This window comes from Corallococcus sicarius (assembly GCF_003611735.1).
Lineage (GTDB): Bacteria > Myxococcota > Myxococcia > Myxococcales > Myxococcaceae > Corallococcus > Corallococcus sicarius.
Map to the genome: position 1 here is coordinate 35,076 of NZ_RAWG01000030.1, position 16,234 is coordinate 51,309.

Genomic DNA, 16,234 nt, shown 5'->3' on the forward strand with positions numbered 1-16,234 from the left:
GGAAGGTGGAGACGGGGCCGGCGAATGCCTCTCGACCCCAGGGACAGGGGAAGGCAGTGGCACGGCCGGTGGTCTGCCCTGCATCCGGGGAGGCTTACGGAGGGCAGGGCCGGTCGAAGTACAGCACCAGCCTGGGCCACACGGCATCCGGTCCGCCGTAGGGCGAGTAGAACTCCACTCCGTCCGACGAGTCACTGCGCAGCCCCAGCTCCAGCCGGAACCCGGTGCCGTTGCCGCCCAGCGTCCCCTGACCGCTGCGCACCAGGCCCGTCACGTCGAACTCCACGGTGGTGAAGGGCGACACGGGCCCCAGTGATGCCAGGGGCGAGGCTTCGAGTTGTGGCCGGGTGTTCCAGGTGCGACTGCCCGGACCCCAGGTGCCCTCCACCACGCTGTACAGCGCGGGTCCCTGGGTCGTGCCGTCGTCGCGCGAGCGCAGCCGCAACACCGCGCGCTTGATGTGGCGTCCGCGCGGGTCCACCAGGAAGCTGAGGAAGCTCTCGCGCGCCACGTCCGAGTCCACCCACAGCGACGTCTTGCGCGACAGGCGTGAGTCCGGGGAGGACGCGGACACGTAGAAGACCCGGTCCGGGTGGTTCACCTCGTAGCTCTCCACGAGGGTGCCAGGGGTGCAGTTGGCGGGCTCCGTGTTGACGAAGAGCACGGGCCGCAGCGCCTCCAGGGTGCTGTTGCGAGACACGAAGGTCGCGCCGTCGCTCGAAGCCGTGCCCACCGCGAAGCTGTAGCTGCCGTCAGCCTGGACCACCGGCGTGGCGTCCAGCTCCACCCACGACTCGTCCTCGATGGGCAGCGGGGTGGTGAGCAGCGGGGGGGCCGTGGGGGCAGGGCGGTGGTTCCAGGTGACGGTGGCTTCCGCCCAGTCATTGCTGACGGGCGACGCCCAGGGCGTGCCCTGGGAGCCCGTGGTCGCATACAGGCGCAGCTTCGCGTTGTTCACCGGGGCGCCCAGCCCCACGAAGTCGAAGCGCAGGTAGGACTCGGCCTGGGGGGCGCCGTCCGCGCGCAGGCGCGTGGTGTCTCCGAAGTTGGTGTCCGGCGCGGTCGCGTCCACGCGGGCGTCAGCGTTCGCGATGGCGTAGTTCGTCAGGCCCGGGGTCAGCGCGGAGGCCTGTCGTCCCTCGGGCAGCGGCGCGACCTCCTCGTCCGCGAGCTCCAGCGCGTCCGCGTCCTCCGTCTCCACCACCTCCGGCCCACAGCCCGCCCCCGCCAGCAGCAGCAGCAGGCCCAGGCCCGCCGCGCTCTTCGCCCGATTCAAAGACATACACACCCCCAAGATGTACTCGGGGTTGTTGCACTCCGCGTGCCTGTGATGGGCGCCGGGTGGGGCCCGCGGCGGACAGGCGCGAGGAGAAGGCGGGGTCCCAGATGAGACAACGGGGTGCAACGCCAGGGGCGCTGGCGTTCCCAGGGGAGGAACGCCGGGAGGAGCCCTGGAGGGCGGGCGGGCAGCCGCGCCCGTCGAAGGGTGAAGGTGCTTTGATGGTCGGATGATTCGCAATGGTGTCGTGGTGATGTACCTGGCCCTCTTCTTCGCGGGCTGCTCGGGGGTCGAGACGCCTGCAGGACGTGGCGGCTCGCGAACACTCCGGCAGCGCACGGCCTCCTTGTCGGACGTTTCAAGCGACACGCGACACCGGAGTCGGGCGGGAGGCGTGCATTCCGAGGAGTTGGACCTCTTGAACGAGGACAGCTTCGAGGAGTTGCTCGTGCGTGCCGGACTGGAGGAACGGGACGCATTGCCCGTTCGCCGCAATCCCTTCACGCCTGAAGACGCGAGCGAGGTGCTGGAGCGACTGATGGAAAAGCCCGTGACGCTGGGCACCTTCCCACCTCGCATGGCGGCAGGCTTCCTGCTGCGAGAGGTTCTGGAGCACGGCGAAGTCTCTCGCGAGGAGTTGGTGAATCGTGTGGCACGGTTCGCGCGTGAGCAGGTGGCGGTGCTGCGGCCGGACGGCTACCTCGCGTGGGCGCTCGACGGGACGACACAGCAGAAGGTGGCGCCCGTGGAGTGGAAGAACGGGGCGTTTCGCGCGTCCCAATTCGAGCTGGGGCGTTTCTACAGCGGACGGAGCGGTGTCTTCCGCCACGCGGACGCGCAACTCAGGTCCGTGGCTGGACCGCCACTGGCCGAGGTGTACGACGACGCGGATGTCATCAATCGTTCCCTGGATGGCGCGGAGGACGCATTCCGGGAGCTGTACTACGCGCTGGGGCAGGTGCTGTCCCGTCCCACGGACACCCTCGTGGGGTTGCGCAACCTGCCGGCGGGCGTCGTGGCCCTCATCGGGTCCTCCCCCGAGTATTGGGAGCGCTTCCAGCACATGACGCGCGGCGAGCAGATCCGCGAAGCAGCCCGGCTGACGACGAACGTCATCGCGCTTTGGGGGACGGCCTCCGCTACGACGCGCACGCTGACGAGGGCCCTGGCGAGCACGGAGGCCACGGTGCCCATGCTGTCACTGACTTCCGAGGGCGTGCTGGCCGTGGAGCGCATCGCGGTCCCGGTAGGACACGCGGCGGCGATATTGAGCAGTGGGCCGGGCGCGGCCATCATCCTCCAGCGGGTGGATGATGCGGCGAGTTCGGAAGCCGCGCAGGGTGACGGCTCGCTGGATGCTTCGACGTCGAGCGGACCGAAGGCCTACTCGTCCTACAAGTCCTTCAGACGAGCGATGGGGCCGGCGGGAGAAGGTAAGGAGTGGCACCACGTCGTGGAGCAGACGGACGGGAACGTGGCGCGCTTCGGGCCAAGGGCGATCCACAACACCGAGAACATCATTCCGCTCGAAAAGGAGCTTCATGGTGCCGTGAGCGCATTCTATTCGTCGCGCCAGTACAGGATCACGACGTCAGAGGCGCTGACCGTCCGGCAGTGGCTGAGTACCCAATCGTTCGAAGTTCAGCGAGCGTTCGGGCTTCAGGCGATGGACAACATTCGTAACGGGGTGTGGTGATGGAGAAGCTCCAGAAATTCGTCGACGAGTTCGCGCTGCATTCAGCCGCGCAAACCGAGGCAATCATGCGAGGAGATGCGAAGGCTTCAAACAAGCACGCGAATCAGTCCTTTGCTGCATTCAAGCGGCTCAAGGCCCATGGAAACGTCGGGCGTGATGCGCTGGCGACCCTTTTTACCCATCCACGCATGGATGTGCGGACGGCGGCGGCGGTCTTTCTGCTCCGGTACCGGCATGCTGAGGCAAGGGCCGTCTTGGAAGAGGCGGCGAAAGGAAAGGGGCTCATCCCCTTCGAGGCCCAGGAAGCCTTGAAGCGCTGGGAGGAGGGCGTCTGGGCCCTGGATCCAGAATGAAGGGGGCACGGGCAGCTCTGCCCGTCCTTCGCGCTGTTAGAGCAGGCCCGGGTGCAGCCGGGTGATCAGCTCCTGCTGCTTCACCGACAGCTTTCCTCCGAAGCGCGACACGTAGGACTCCACCAGGGGCCTCGCGTCGGTGAGGAAGGGCAGGTCGCTGGGCACCATGTGCCGGATGACCAGCATGGGCACGGGGCTCTTCAGCGGCCGGAAGTCCGGGTTCCACAGGCCGGGGTTCGCGGGCGGCAGGCCGTGGAACTGGCCCACCATCAATCCCTCCGCCACGAAGACGGGCTTGAGCCGCTCCTGGGGCGCGTCGATGAGGCGCCCATAGTCCTCCGGCCGCAGGTCCGGGAAGAGGATGAGGATGGATTTGTATTGCGCATCCCGACCCTCTCGGGGCTCCAGCATCAGGAACCACTCGCGGTAGCGGAGCACCGCCGCCTCGATGTCCTCGGGCGTGAGGTCCGCGCCCCGGCGGACGGTGGGGAAGAACAACGCCGTGTCCAGCGAGCGGGGGACGAAGGGGCACACCAGCCCCGGCCTCCCCAGCTCCGGGTGCGGCGCGGAGAGGTAGGTTTTTGCCCAGTGCACGGCCTGACGGGCCACGTGCACGTCGGTGCCAGGAGCCGCCGCGTCGGCGTCGGCGCCGGTGAGGTCGGACAGGTCGAACAGCCAGGAAGAGGAGTCTTGAGGGTGCACGCGCATGGAGAAGGTCCTCGAAGCGGGGCGGCGCCTTAGGCGGCCTTCGACAGCTGGAGGTCGGCCTGCTGTTGCAACGCGTCCTTGTCCAGGATGACGGGATCGGGAATGGCATCCGGAAGCGCGTCCTCCACCCGCCGCAGCGGCGCGTAGAGGAAGCCCAGGACGGTGAGCACCAGGGACAGCACGCCCGTCAGCACCACCAGCAGCGCGATGCCCCGCCCCGGCCCCTCGCCCAGCACCGGCGCCAGCCGCGTGGCCACGTCCACGTCCGCGAGCAGCGGCGTGAAGACGCGGTCCACCAGCCGCCCCGCGAGCAGTGCGCCCAGCGGCATCAGCGAGCGCGCCAGCATCTGGTTCGCCGCCAGCACCCGGCCCTGCAGCTCCAGCCCGACCTTCACCTGCACCAATGACAGCCAGTGCGCGTTGATGAAGGCCGTGCACACGCCGATGCCCAGCATCCCCGCCATGGGGAAGCCAAGCGCGGGCCTGAGGCCCATGCCCACCGCGGAGAGGCCGAACAGCGCGATGAAGCCAATCATGCCGTCCATGCGCCGCTGCGTGCCGCCCCAGAGGCTCATCGCCAGGCTGCCCAGGAGCATGCCCACGCCGTTCATCGCCATCACCGAGCCCAGCTCCGCCGCCGAGGAGAACGACAGCACCAGCGGCGTCACCAGCACGTTGGCGACGCTCGCCAGGCAGTTGCCCAGCGCGAAGAACACGGCCAGCGCCAGCAGCCCCTTGCGCTTCTGCAGGTAGCGCCAGCCCTGCGTCACTTCCTGGAGGAATGGCTCCTCCTGCTTGCGGAACAGCGCGGAGGGGAAGCGCACCGCGAGCAGCGTCGCCAGCGCGATGCCGAACGTCACCACGTCCAACAACAGGATGCGGTGCAGCCCCAGCGCCAGCATCAGCGCCCCGCCCAGCATCTGCGACAGCATCACGCCCGTCGCGCCCCCCAGCTGCGCGAGCCCGTTCGCGTGGCCGATGTAGCGCTTGGGCGCGAGCTGGGCCACGGCCGCCGTGTACGCCGGCTGCCGGAAGGCACCCGTCATCGCGCTCACCACCGACAGCACGTACAGGTGCCCCATCTGGAGCGAGCCCGACCACGACAACATGGCGGCGATCGCGGCCACGCCCATGGTGAGCGCGTCGCAGGCGATCATGATCTTCCGCCGGTCCCACCGGTCCGCGAGCGCGCCCGCGATGGGCAGCACCAGGATGCCCGGCAACAGGCCCAGCGTGGACATCAGCGCGAAGCCAGACACCGCGCCGGTCTGCTGGTACGCCCAGACGCCCAGCGCGAACGTGGACAGGCCGGTGCCAATCATCGACACGAGCTGGCCCACCGTCACGGTGAGGAACGTGCCCAGGCTGGGGGCCACGGCCGGCTCCGGCACCGGGGGCGCTTCACCGGAGGCGCCCTGCCTCCAGCGCAGCGCCTGCCGGTGGCCCAGGGCGGACAGCTCCTTCGCCTGGTGCTTCTGGAAGAAGTGGCCGGCGTGGGGGATGACCTCCAGCGAGATGGACCGGCTGAAGCGGCCCCACTCGAGGAACTCCTCCCGGTAGAACTCCGTCGCGCGGTCGCGCTCGCCCACCACGCAGACCAGCGGCGTGCGCAGCGGCGGGCCCGTCTCGCCCCGGTAGGCGCGCGTGTAGAAGTCCTCCGCCTCGCGGCCGTCGTGCCGCATGTTGCGCGCCAGGAACTCCAGCTCCACCGGGTCCTCGTTGCCGGAGGCGCCGCCCGTCACCAGCAGGCCGTCCACGATGGAGCGCGTGGACACGAGCCCATCCGTGGGCAGCATCTTGCTGATGATGTCGAACAGCGCGCCCGGCAGCCGGGGCATGGGGAACGAGCCGCCCACCATGATGCCCAGGAGCGGCGCGCCCTTGTCCTCCAGGTGCCGCGCCACCGCCACGGCCATCGCCGCGCCCAGGCAGTGGCCGTAGAGCAGGATGGGACCCTTCACGCGCTGCAGGGCTTCCTCCGCCACGAGGCGCGCGACGACGTCGAACTTCTGGAGCGCGTCGTCCCGGCGGGCGTAGTCGTGGCCGGGCAGCTCCACCGCGAAGAGCGCGTCTCCCGCGGGCATCTGTTCGGCGAGGTTGAGGTAGGAGATGGCGCTGCCACCGCCGAAGGGCACGCACACCCAGGTGACGCCGTCCGCCTTCGCATCCGCCCGGGTCAGCCGGTGGAGCAGACCCTGCTTCTCCGTGCTGCCGCGCGACAGGTGCTCCGCGAGCTTGCGCACGGTGGGGAAGCGGAACAGGTCCATCACGCTCACGTCGCGGCCAATGCCGCGCACCGCGCGCACCGCCTTGAAGGACTCACCGCCCAGCTCGAAGAAGTTCTCGTCGATGCCGACCTCCGTCACGCCGAGCACGCTCGCCCAGACGGCCGCGATGCTCGCCTCCAGGTCGTTGCGCGGGGCCACGCGGGGCTCGGAGGACGTCGCGCGCTCGGCGCTCGGCGCGGGCAGGGCGAAGCGGTCCAACTTGCCGTTGGGGTTGAGCGGCAGCGCGGGGATGACCACGAAGGCGCCCGGTACCATGTAGTCCGGCAGCGCGGCCCTCAAGCCCCCGCGCACTCCCGCGATGACCGTGTCTGGCGTTGTCGCCTCGCCTTCCGCGAGCACCAGGTACGCGACGAGCCGCTTGTCACCCGGCGTGTCCTCGCGCAGCAGCACCACCGCGTCGCGCACCCCGGCGTGGGCCTGGATCAGCGCTTCAATCTCGCCGGTCTCGATGCGGTAGCCGCGGATCTTCACCTGGTGGTCGATGCGGCCCAGGAACGTCACCGTGCTGTCCGCCGCGAGGCGGGCCAGGTCGCCCGTGCGGTACAGGCGGCCTCCCGGCGTGTCGCTGAAGGGGTCCGGGATGAAGCGCTCGGCGGTGAGGGCCGGGCGCCCCAGGTAGCCCCGCGTGACGCCCGCGCCGCCGACGTGCAGCTCGCCCGGGACGCCGACCGGCACGGGCTGGCCTCGCGCGTCCAGCACGTACACGCGCGTGTTGCCCAGCGGCCGGCCCAGGGGCAGCGACGGTCCCCGGTGCTGGGGCAGGGCCCTGGGTGGCACGTAGGTGAGCGTCGCCACCGACGTCTCGGTGGGGCCGTAGTGGTTCTGGATGACGAGGTCCGGGGCCGCGGCGCGGATGGCGGCGACCGTGTCCCAGGGGCAGGCCTCGCCGGCGAAGACGAGCCTCGCGCGGGGGAGGAGGTCGGGGAGCGCGGAGAGCGAGCGCAGCGTCTCGAAGTGGCTGGGCACCAGCTTCAGCACATCGATGGGGTTCTTGCGCAGGTAGTCCGCGAAGGCCGCCGGGTCCGCCGCGCGGTCGTGCGACAGGACGTGCAGGCAGCCGCCCGTGGTCAGCGCGCCGTAGACCATGGTCGTCCCCAGGTCCGCCGCGAACGTGGAGACGATGGCGAAGTGGCTGGCCGGGGGTGCGTCCAGCCTGCGCAGGATGCCCTCCAGGTAGTTGCCGTAGGTGCGGTGCTCCACCGCCACGCCCTTGGGCTTGCCCGTGGAGCCGGAGGTGAAGAGCACGTACATCAGGTGCTCCAGGCCGTGGATGCGCTCGGGCCGCGTGGCGGGGTGGCGCGCGAGGGCTTCCGCGTCGCGGTCCAGGCACACGGGGCGCAGCGACGGCGAGCCCTGGAGCGGATCCGCGAGGTGCGCCTCGGTGACGACGAGGAAGGCGCCCGCGTCCTCCAGCATGAAGCGCACGCGGTCCGCCGGGTACGACGGATCAATGGGCACGTAGGCCGCGCCTGATTTCAGGATGCCCAGCACGCCCACCACGGTGTCCAGCGAGCGCTCCAGGTAGAGCCCGACGCGGACCTCCGGGCCCGCGCCCAGGCTTCGCAGGTGGTGAGCCAGTCGGGAGGTGCGCTCGTCCAGCTCGCGGTAGGTGTAGCGGCGGCCCTCGAAGGCCACCGCCGGGGCGTCCGGCGTGCGGTCCGCGTGGGACTCGAAGCGCTGCACCACGTCCAGCGCGGCCGGGTACTCCGTGCGCGTCGCGTTCCATTCCTGGACGACGCGCGCGTACTCGTCGCGGGGCATCAGCGGGAGCGTGGCCAGCGGCGCCTCCGGCCGGGCCGCCATGCCCGCGAGCACCTCGCGCAGGTGGCCCACCATGCGCACGACGGTGTCGCGCTCGAAGAGGTCGGAGTTGTACGTCACGGCGCCGGTGAGGCTCTCGCCCACGTCATCCACGGACCAGCTCAGGTCGAACTTGGACGTGCGCGTGTCGAGCGGCAGCTCCTCCACCGCGAGGTCCGCGATGCTCAGCGCGCTCCTCGGGATGTTGTTGACGGAGAGCATCACCTGGAAGATCGGCCCGTGGGCCAGGTTGCGCTCGGAGACCGTCGCCTCCACCAGCTTCTCGAACGGCAGCGCCTGGTGGTCCGCGACGGCGAGGAACTCCTCACGCACCCGCTGGAGCAGCTCCCGCGTGCTGCCCGTGCCCACCGGCCGCGTGCGCAGCGCCAGCGTGTTGACGAAGCAGCCCACCAGGGCCTCCAGTTCGGAGGCATCGCGGCCGGCCACGGTCGTGCCCAGCACGAGGTCCTCCTGGCCGGTGTAGCGGTGGTACATCGCGCTCAACCCGGAGAGCAGCACCACGAACGGGGTGACACGCTCGCGCTGCGCCAGGGTCCGCACCGCCTGGGACACCGAGGGCATCAGGTCAAAGGGCTCGATGGCGCCGTTCGACGTGCGCACTGTCGGACGGGGACGGTCCGTGGGCAGCTCCAACAGCGCGGGCGCGCCCTGGAGCCGTGCGCGGTACGCCTCCAGGTGGGACGCGAGGCCCTCACCGGACATGCGTGCGTTCTGCCAGTGCGCGAAGTCCGCGTACTGGAGCGCGGGCTCCGCCAGCGGCGAGGGCTGGCCCGCCACGAACGCCACGTAGAGCGCGCTCAATTCCTTCATCAACACGCCCATGGACCAGCCGTCCGCGGCGATGTGGTGCAGCGTGAGCAGCAGGACGTGCTCGGTGCCGGTGATCCGCCACAGGTCCGCGCGCAGGGGCAGGTCGTGCTCCAGCGCGAAGGGACGGCGGGCCTGGGCCTCGAAGGCCGCCTGGACCTGCTCGCGTCCTGAGGGCTCCAGCGCGTGGCGCGTCAGCGTCACCCGGGACGCGGGGTGCGTCACCAGGGCGGGAGCGTCGTCGCGGGTGGCGTAGGTGGTGCGCAGCACTTCGTGCCGGTGGGCCACCTCCTGGAGCGCGGCCTCCAAAGCGTCGACGTGCAGCGTCCCGGTGAGGCGCAGGGCGAGCGGGATGTTGTACGCGGGGCTGTCCGCCTCCCACTGGCCCAGGAACCACAGGCGCCGCTGCACGGAGGAGATGGCGGGTTCCTCGCTCGGCGGACGGCGGGGAATGGCGGACGCACCGCCTCCCTTCGCCCGGGCCTTCTGCAGGCGCTTCTCCAGCAAGGCCCTGCGTGCATCCACACTCGGGTTCGGGTCGCTCATCGGAATGGCTCTTCTGGGGGAAGACGAGAGGGGACTGCTCAACTCAGGAGGCGCGGGAGCGCGCGGTCGCGGCGGTGTCGAGCGCCTGGGCGACCTCGGCGTCGCTGAGGGCGCCGATGTCGTCTGCGAGGGCCTGCTCGATGCGCTCCGCGAGCGCGGCGAGGACGGGGGCCTCGAAGAGCACCCGCACGGAGAGGGACAGCTCGAAGCGCTCGCGCACCCGGGCCATGACCTGGGTGGCGAGGATGGACTGGCCGCCGAGCGCGAAGAAGTCATCCTCCACGCCCACCGTGGGAAGGCGCAGCACCTCGCACCACAGCTCCACGAGGATCTCCTCGGTGAGCGTGCGCGGGGCGACAGGCGGCGCTGTCCGCTGGAGCGCGTCGTGCGCGGGGACGGGCAGCGCGCGGCGGTCCACCTTGCCGTTGGGCGTGCGGGGGAACGCCTCCAGCGCGATGAAGGCCGAGGGCACCATGTGTTCAGGCAGCCGTTCGCGCAGGAAGCACGGGAGGGCGTCCAGGGCGGGCGTCGTGCCCGGCGTGCCGAGGACGTAGGCGATGAGCTGCTTGCCGCCCGGGCCCCGCTCGTGGACGGCGACCAGGGCCTCATGCACGCCGGGGTGCTGGCGCAGGGTGGCTTCGATTTCACCCAGCTCGATGCGGAAGCCGCGAATCTTCACCTGATCATCCACGCGGACGACGAACATCAGCGAGCCGTCCGGCAGGAAGCGCGCGAGGTCGCCCGTGCGGTACAGCCGCGCGCCCGGCGCATGCGCGAAGGGATCCGGGAGGAACCGGTCCGCGGTGAGGTCCGGCCGGCCCAGGTAGCCGCGCGCCAGCCCCGCGCCCGCGATGTACAGCTCGCCCGTCACGCCTGGAGGCACGGGCTCGTGGCGCGCATCGAGCACGTACACGCGGGCATGCGGGATGGGACGGCCGATGGGAGGCGCGCCGCAGCCGGGCTGACAGCGGGCCATCGTGGTGCAGATGGTCGTCTCGGTGGGCCCGTAGGCGTTGATGAAGCGGCGGCCCCGGGCCCAGCGGTCCACCAGCTCGGCGGAGCACGCCTCGCCGCCCGCGATGACGGAGCGCAGCGCGGGCAGCTCCGTGGAGGGCAGGGTGGCCAGCACCGACGCGGGCAGCACGATGACGGTGACGGCCTCCCTACGCAGCAGCTCCGCGAGCTCCGCGCCGCCCACCACGTCCGGCGGACGCAGCAGCAGCTTCGCGCCCACCGCGAGCGTCATGAAGACATCCGACACGGAGACGTCGAAGCCGAACGACACGAACTGCAGCACGGTGCTGTCCGGGAGGATGCCGAAGCCCTCCACCTTCGCGAGCACCAGGTTGTAGAAGGCCCGGTGCTCCACCTCGACGCCCTTGGGGCGGCCCGTGGAGCCCGACGTGTAGATGACGTAGGCCAGGTGCTCCGGCCCCACGCCGCTGTCCACGGGCGTGCCAGGCGCGCGCGCCAGGGCTTCCGCGTCGCCCGTCCAGTCCACCACCGTCGGCGCCGGGGCCCCCTGGGCCGCGATGCTCGCGACCAGCGACTCCACCCGCGCGCCCAGCCCCGGACCGGACACCACCGCGCGCATCCGCGAGTCCGTCATCATGAACGTGAGCCGGTCATCCGGATGGGCGGGATCCAACGGCACGTACACGCCGCCCGCCTTCACGATGCCGAGCACCGCGCACACCAGCTCCGGGCTCCGCTCCATCAAGAGCCCGACGCGCACCTCCGGCCCCACGCCCAGGCCGCGCAGGTGCGAGGCGACCTGGTTGGCGCGGGCCTCCAGCTCGCCGTACGTCCAGCGCACGTCGCCGGACTGCACCGCGATCTTCTGGGGCTCGCGGCGCGCCTGCGCTTCGAAGAGGACGTGGCTGCACCCTTCGGGCGCGCGGGTGCCGGTGTCGTTCCAGGACTCCAGCATCCGCTGGCGCTCCCCGGCGGAGAGCAGGGGCAGGGTGTCGAAGGGTTGATCCGGCCGCGCGACGGCCGCGCCCAGGAGCGCCACGAAGTGGTCGAACATCCGCGCCGCGGTGCCGGGCTCGAACAGGTCGGTGTTGTATTCGAGCGAGAAGGTGGGCCCTTCCGGTGGGAAGTCGACCACGAGCGTGAGGTCGAAGCGGGCCTTGTCGGTGTGGAGCTCGCCCGCGGAGGCGACCGTCAGGCCCGGCTGGAGCCGGGCCGGCGCGGGGCTGTCCTGCACCACGAGCATCACCTGGAACAGCGGGGCGTGGGACAGCTCGCGCCGCGCACCGAATGCGCCCAGGACGTCGTTGAAGGGCAGCGCACCATGCTCGTAGCCCGCGAGCGCGACCTTCCTCACGCGCGCGAGCAGGTCGCGGAACGTGGGCGTGCCGTGCAGGTCGATCCGCAGCGCGAGCGTGTTGACGAAGAAGCCCATCAGCCCCTTCGCTTCGGGAGGCGCGCGCGAAGCGAACGGCGTGCCCACCACCACGTCCCGCTGTCCCGAGTAGCGCGACAGCCAGGCGCAGTACGCCGCGAGCAGCGCCATGAACGGCGTGGCCTGCTCGCGTCGGCCCAGGGCCTCCAGGTCCGCGAGCAGCTCCCGGGGCACCTTGCGCGTCAGCGTGGCGCCGTGGAACGTCTGGACTGGCGGCCGGGGATGATCCGGCGTGAGCGCCAGCACCGGCAGCTCTCCGCCCAACTGCTCCATCCACCAGGACAACAGCCGCTCGCGCTCGGGCCCCTGAAGCTGTTCGCGCTCCCACGCGGCGACGTCACGCGCCTGGACGGGAAGGTCCTCCAGCGGCGACGGCCTGCCTTCCGCGAAGGCGGGGTAGAGCGCTTCCAGCTCCCGGAGCAGCAGGTCCACCGAAGCGCCGTCGAAGATGGCGTGGTGCGCGGTGAGCAGCAGGTGGGCGCGCTGATCCGCCCACCGCAGCAGCAGTCCCCGCAGGAGCGGCGGCTGACGCAGGTCGAAGGGCCTGCGCGCCTGGGCCTGCTCGCGGGCATCGGCCTCCGCGCTCGGATCCGCAAGGGCCCCCAGGTCGACGACCTCCAACGGGAAGGGCCCGGGCGGAACGACGTGGAGGCGGGGCTGGCCTTCCCGGGCGACGAAGCCCGTCCGCAGCACTTCGTGCCGACGCAGCACCTCCGTGAGCGTCTGTCGCAGCACGACAACGTCGAGCGCCCCCTGGACATGGAGGCGCACGGACGTGTTGTAGAGCGCGGCATCGTCGACGAGCTGGTCGATGACCCACAGCCGCTCCTGCGCGAAGGACAGCGGGCCGTCCGCGTCCGGCGTGCGCGCGACGGGCGGCAGCGTGGAGGAGGGCGAGGCGTCCCACCAGCGGGCAAGCCCGGCCAGCGTCCCGGTCTCCAGGACGACGCGCGGGGAGACGTCGCGTCCCAGGTGCCGGCGCAGCTCCGTCACCAGCCTCGCGGCGAGCAGGGAATGCCCGCCCAGGTCCATGAAGTGCTCCTCCCGATGCACGGACTCCAGCCGCAGCACCTGCCGCCACACGGGGAGCAGGAGGGCTTCGGTGGGCGTGAGGGCGACGTCCGGGGTGGACGCTCGCGGCTCGACCTCCGGCACGGGCAGGGCGGTCCGGTCCACCTTGCCCGCCACGGTGAGTGGCAGGGCCTCCAGCAGCACGAACGCGGCGGGGACCAGGGGCTCCGGCAGCTTCGCGCGCAGGGCCTGTCGCAGCGTCGCGGGCGTGGCGGCGTCGCGTGGCACCACGTAGGAGACCAGCCGACGCTCGGTGCCGGGGTCCTCGCGCAGGACAGTCACGCTCGCGCGAACCTCCGGGAGCAGCGACAGGGCGGCGTCAACCTCTCCCAGCTCCACCCGGTGCCCGCGCAGCTTCACCTGGTGATCCGCGCGGCCGAGGAACTCCAGCGCCCCCTCCTCGCACCTGCGTGCCAGGTCTCCGGTGCGATACATCCGCGCGCCCGGCGTCAGGCTGAAGGGATTCGGAAGGAACTGGAGCGCCGTGAGTACGGGGTCGTCCACGTAGCCGCGCGCCAGCGTCTCGCCTCCGATGAAGAGGGCTCCGGGCTCGCCAGCCGCCACCGGTCGCAGCGCGGCGTCGAGCAGGTGGACGGACACACCCTCGAAGGGCTTTCCGATGGCCAGCGGTCCACGGCCTTCCGCGAGGATGCGCTGCCGCGTGACGAAGACGGTCGCCTCCGTGGGGCCGTAGCAATTGACGAAGGCGAACGGCGCGGAGGGGTGCGGACGGACGTGCAGCGCCTCGCCGCCGGTGAGCACCGCGCGCAGGGCAGGGGCCTCGGGCCAGGACAGCGACGCGAGCTGCTCTCCCAGCGCGGTGGTCAGGAAGCAGAGGTGGACGGCCCGCTGCACCAGCCACTGCTGGAGGCGCTCCGGCACCAGTCGCACTGTGTCGTCCGCGACGTGGAGGCTCGCGCCAGCGGCGAGCGCGGGCCAGACCTCCAGCACCGACGCATCGAACGCGGGCGACGCGAGGAACGACACGCGGTCGCCGGGCGCGAGCGCGAAGTCGCGGATGAAGGCCTCCGTGAAGTGCCGCACGGCCCCGTGGGTCACCGCCACGCCCTTGGGGCGCCCCGTGGTCCCCGACGTGTAGATGACGTAGGCGAGGCGCTCCGGCGTGAGGGCGACCCTGGACGTCACCCGGGCCCGGGGACCGCCAGGCAGGGGCGCCAGGGGGTCGACGACGACGGTGCTCCGCGCGTCCTGCCCGGGCAGCGGCTGCCCCTCCGTGACGAGCACCCGGGCCCCCGAGTCCTCCAGCACGGTGGCGAGGCGCTCCGGCGGCCACGCGGCGTCCAGCGGCACGTAGACCGCTCCGGCCTTGAGCGTGCCCAGCAGCGCGATGATCAGCGCCGGCCCCCGGGAGGCGCAGACCCCGACCCGGTCCTCGGGCCCCACGCCCAGGGCCTGGAGCTGAAGCGCGAGCACCTCCGCCCGCGCCTCCAGCGCCCCGTAGGTCAGCCGCTGGTCGTCGGTGACCACCGCCAGCGCGTCTGGCGTCTGCGCAGCCCGGGCCTCCACCTGCGTCGTGAGCCACGGTGTTTCCACGGGCGAGGAAGGTGAGGCGTGAGTCGCCCGCAATTCATAAGGGAAGACAGATTTGTCTGGAGATGACACAGGGGCTGTCTCTCATCCTGGAGCGCCAGCAAGTCTGGCGATTGGGAAGCATCCGGGAGGCTACAGGCCCGCTCTGACGTCTGACCCGACGCATCGGGTTTCGGATGAGCTTGGATTGGACCCTGTTGATAGGAATTGCGGAAGAAGTCACGCAATCACAACCAGGGTTCTGGGAGGTCGGCGAGACACGCCCCGGGCACTGCTGCCCTGGGGCGCGCCGTCAGCCGGCTTGCGTCCCGGCCTACGTGGTGAAGAGCACCAGCACGAAGGTGTTCGACTTCGGCAGGTGGAACAGGGTGCCCTGGTTCAGCGGGGACTTGAAGAAGGGCGTCGCCTCGTAGGCGGTGGCCTGCTTCAGGGCCTCGCGGGTGGCTTCCGGCAGCCAGCCGCCGTCGTCCACCTTCGCCGTCAGCCGCGTGGCCTTCAGCGTGGGCAGCAGCGCCTGGACGTCCGCGGCCGGGTACTCCAGCACCGCGAGCAGCTGCGTGTCCGTGGGGCCCAGGCCGCCCGGGATGCCCCGCGCGGAGCTGCGCCACTGCACCGCCTGGGGGCGGCGCGGCAGCTTCACGAGCTTCTCCAGCGTCTCCAGGTCCGTCCCCGTCTTCGCGGCCGGAGCCGCCGTCTCTGTCGTCATGGATGCACTCCCGGCAGCAGGCTTGTCACAGGCCAGCGAAACACACCCCAGCAGCAGGGTGGAAGCGAGTGCGCGCCTAACGGCCGCCGATGGGACGCGAGACCGCATTCTCGGGGCTCCCCTGCGTCCAGGTCACCTGACGCTGGAGCGTGCCGTAGTTGGTGTACTGGTGCCCCAGGCCCGTCCGCTCCAGCCGCCCGTTGGCCGCGTCCGGCGCGCCCGTGGCGATGTCCGACTGTCCCGGGTTGAAGTTGTAGCGGTCCTCCGCGTGCAACGTCATGTCCATGGAGAAGCGCGGCTGCCCTCCCGGCTGCTCCGGCGGGTAGACGGTGACGGTGGCGCTGTTCCACACGTTGTGGCCGCCAATCGCCTTCTGCCAGTTCTCCGTCTCCGGGTACGGGAACTGCTCGCTGGAGCCCACGGGAATCTGCGAGCCGGTGATCTGGAACGTCACCGGCCGGTTGGCGAGCGACGGATCATTGGCGACGAGCTGGTTGTAGTACGCCTCCGCGCCCTGCTGCGTGTCGCGGGTGGAGTTGGTGAGCACCGCCTGACCCGCGGGGTCATTGGACACGAAGCGCTCGTAGCTGAAGTGCCGGTCCGCCCCGTTGCCGTGCAGGAAGTGGTCGTACGTGTCCAGGCCGTCCGGGATGTTGTTGTGCGGCACGCCCGGGATGCCCTGGATGGCGCGGCCCGCGGCCAGCCGGCCTTCCCACTCGGCCCGCGCCGCGTAGTCGCCCACGCCCGGACTCTGCGTGGCGATGGGGTTCGGATCGTTGGGGTCGTTCGGGTTCTGCAGGAAGCCGTTGTCGTGGTGGATGGCCGGGCGCTGCGGCGGGCCTGCCTGGTAGGTGGCCACCGTGTCCGTGGTCGCCACCTGCGTGCCGGCCGTCCCCACCGGGAGGGGCGTGGCCGCGGGCGTGGGCGAACCCAGCGCGGGCGCACCCCGGCGGCCGGCCGGGGCGGATTCAAAGGTGTCGGAGGGGCGGCCTACGCCAGGG

The 16,234-nt window shown here is 71.2% G+C and carries 8 protein-coding genes; 2 read left to right on the forward strand and 6 right to left on the reverse strand.

Annotated features, from left to right (window positions below; all coding sequences use genetic code 11):
* Window positions 1-94: 94 nt before the first annotated feature.
* Window positions 95-1,282 (reverse strand): CBM96 family carbohydrate-binding protein, encoded by a 1,188-nt coding sequence (locus D7X12_RS07035; RefSeq protein WP_120624487.1) that lies wholly within the window; start codon window positions 1,280-1,282, stop codon window positions 95-97.
* A gap of 226 nt (window positions 1,283-1,508) precedes the next feature.
* On the opposite strand from D7X12_RS07035, the gene D7X12_RS07040 reads away from it, so the two are divergent.
* Complete coding sequence (locus D7X12_RS07040) at window positions 1,509-2,975, forward strand: hypothetical protein (protein ID WP_147443552.1); 1,467 nt, start codon at window positions 1,509-1,511, stop codon at window positions 2,973-2,975.
* A complete protein-coding gene (locus D7X12_RS07045; RefSeq protein ID WP_120624489.1) occupies window positions 2,975-3,328 on the forward strand; it encodes a DUF2019 domain-containing protein in 354 nt (117 codons plus the stop codon). The genes D7X12_RS07040 and D7X12_RS07045 overlap by 1 nt, the downstream gene beginning before the upstream one ends.
* A gap of 36 nt (window positions 3,329-3,364) precedes the next feature.
* On the opposite strand, the gene D7X12_RS07050 is transcribed toward D7X12_RS07045, so the two are convergent.
* The 5 genes from D7X12_RS07050 to D7X12_RS07070 all read right to left on the reverse strand — a co-directional run.
* On the reverse strand, window positions 3,365-4,036 hold the full coding sequence (locus D7X12_RS07050) for a DUF6875 domain-containing protein (RefSeq protein WP_120624490.1): 672 nt from the start codon (window positions 4,034-4,036) through the stop codon (window positions 3,365-3,367).
* A gap of 29 nt (window positions 4,037-4,065) precedes the next feature.
* On the reverse strand, window positions 4,066-9,498 hold the full coding sequence (locus D7X12_RS07055; RefSeq protein WP_120624491.1) for a non-ribosomal peptide synthetase/MFS transporter: 5,433 nt from the start codon (window positions 9,496-9,498) through the stop codon (window positions 4,066-4,068).
* Between the two features lie 43 nt (window positions 9,499-9,541).
* On the reverse strand, window positions 9,542-14,530 hold the full coding sequence (locus tag D7X12_RS07060; protein ID WP_158619985.1) for a non-ribosomal peptide synthetase: 4,989 nt from the start codon (window positions 14,528-14,530) through the stop codon (window positions 9,542-9,544).
* 310 nt (window positions 14,531-14,840) lie between these two features.
* Window positions 14,841-15,233 (reverse strand): hypothetical protein, encoded by a 393-nt coding sequence (locus D7X12_RS07065; RefSeq protein WP_120624493.1) that lies wholly within the window; start codon window positions 15,231-15,233, stop codon window positions 14,841-14,843.
* 76 nt (window positions 15,234-15,309) lie between these two features.
* Window positions 15,310-16,234, reverse strand: a 925-nt coding sequence (locus D7X12_RS07070; protein ID WP_120624496.1) for a hypothetical protein, incomplete at its 5' end; no start/stop codon positions are given.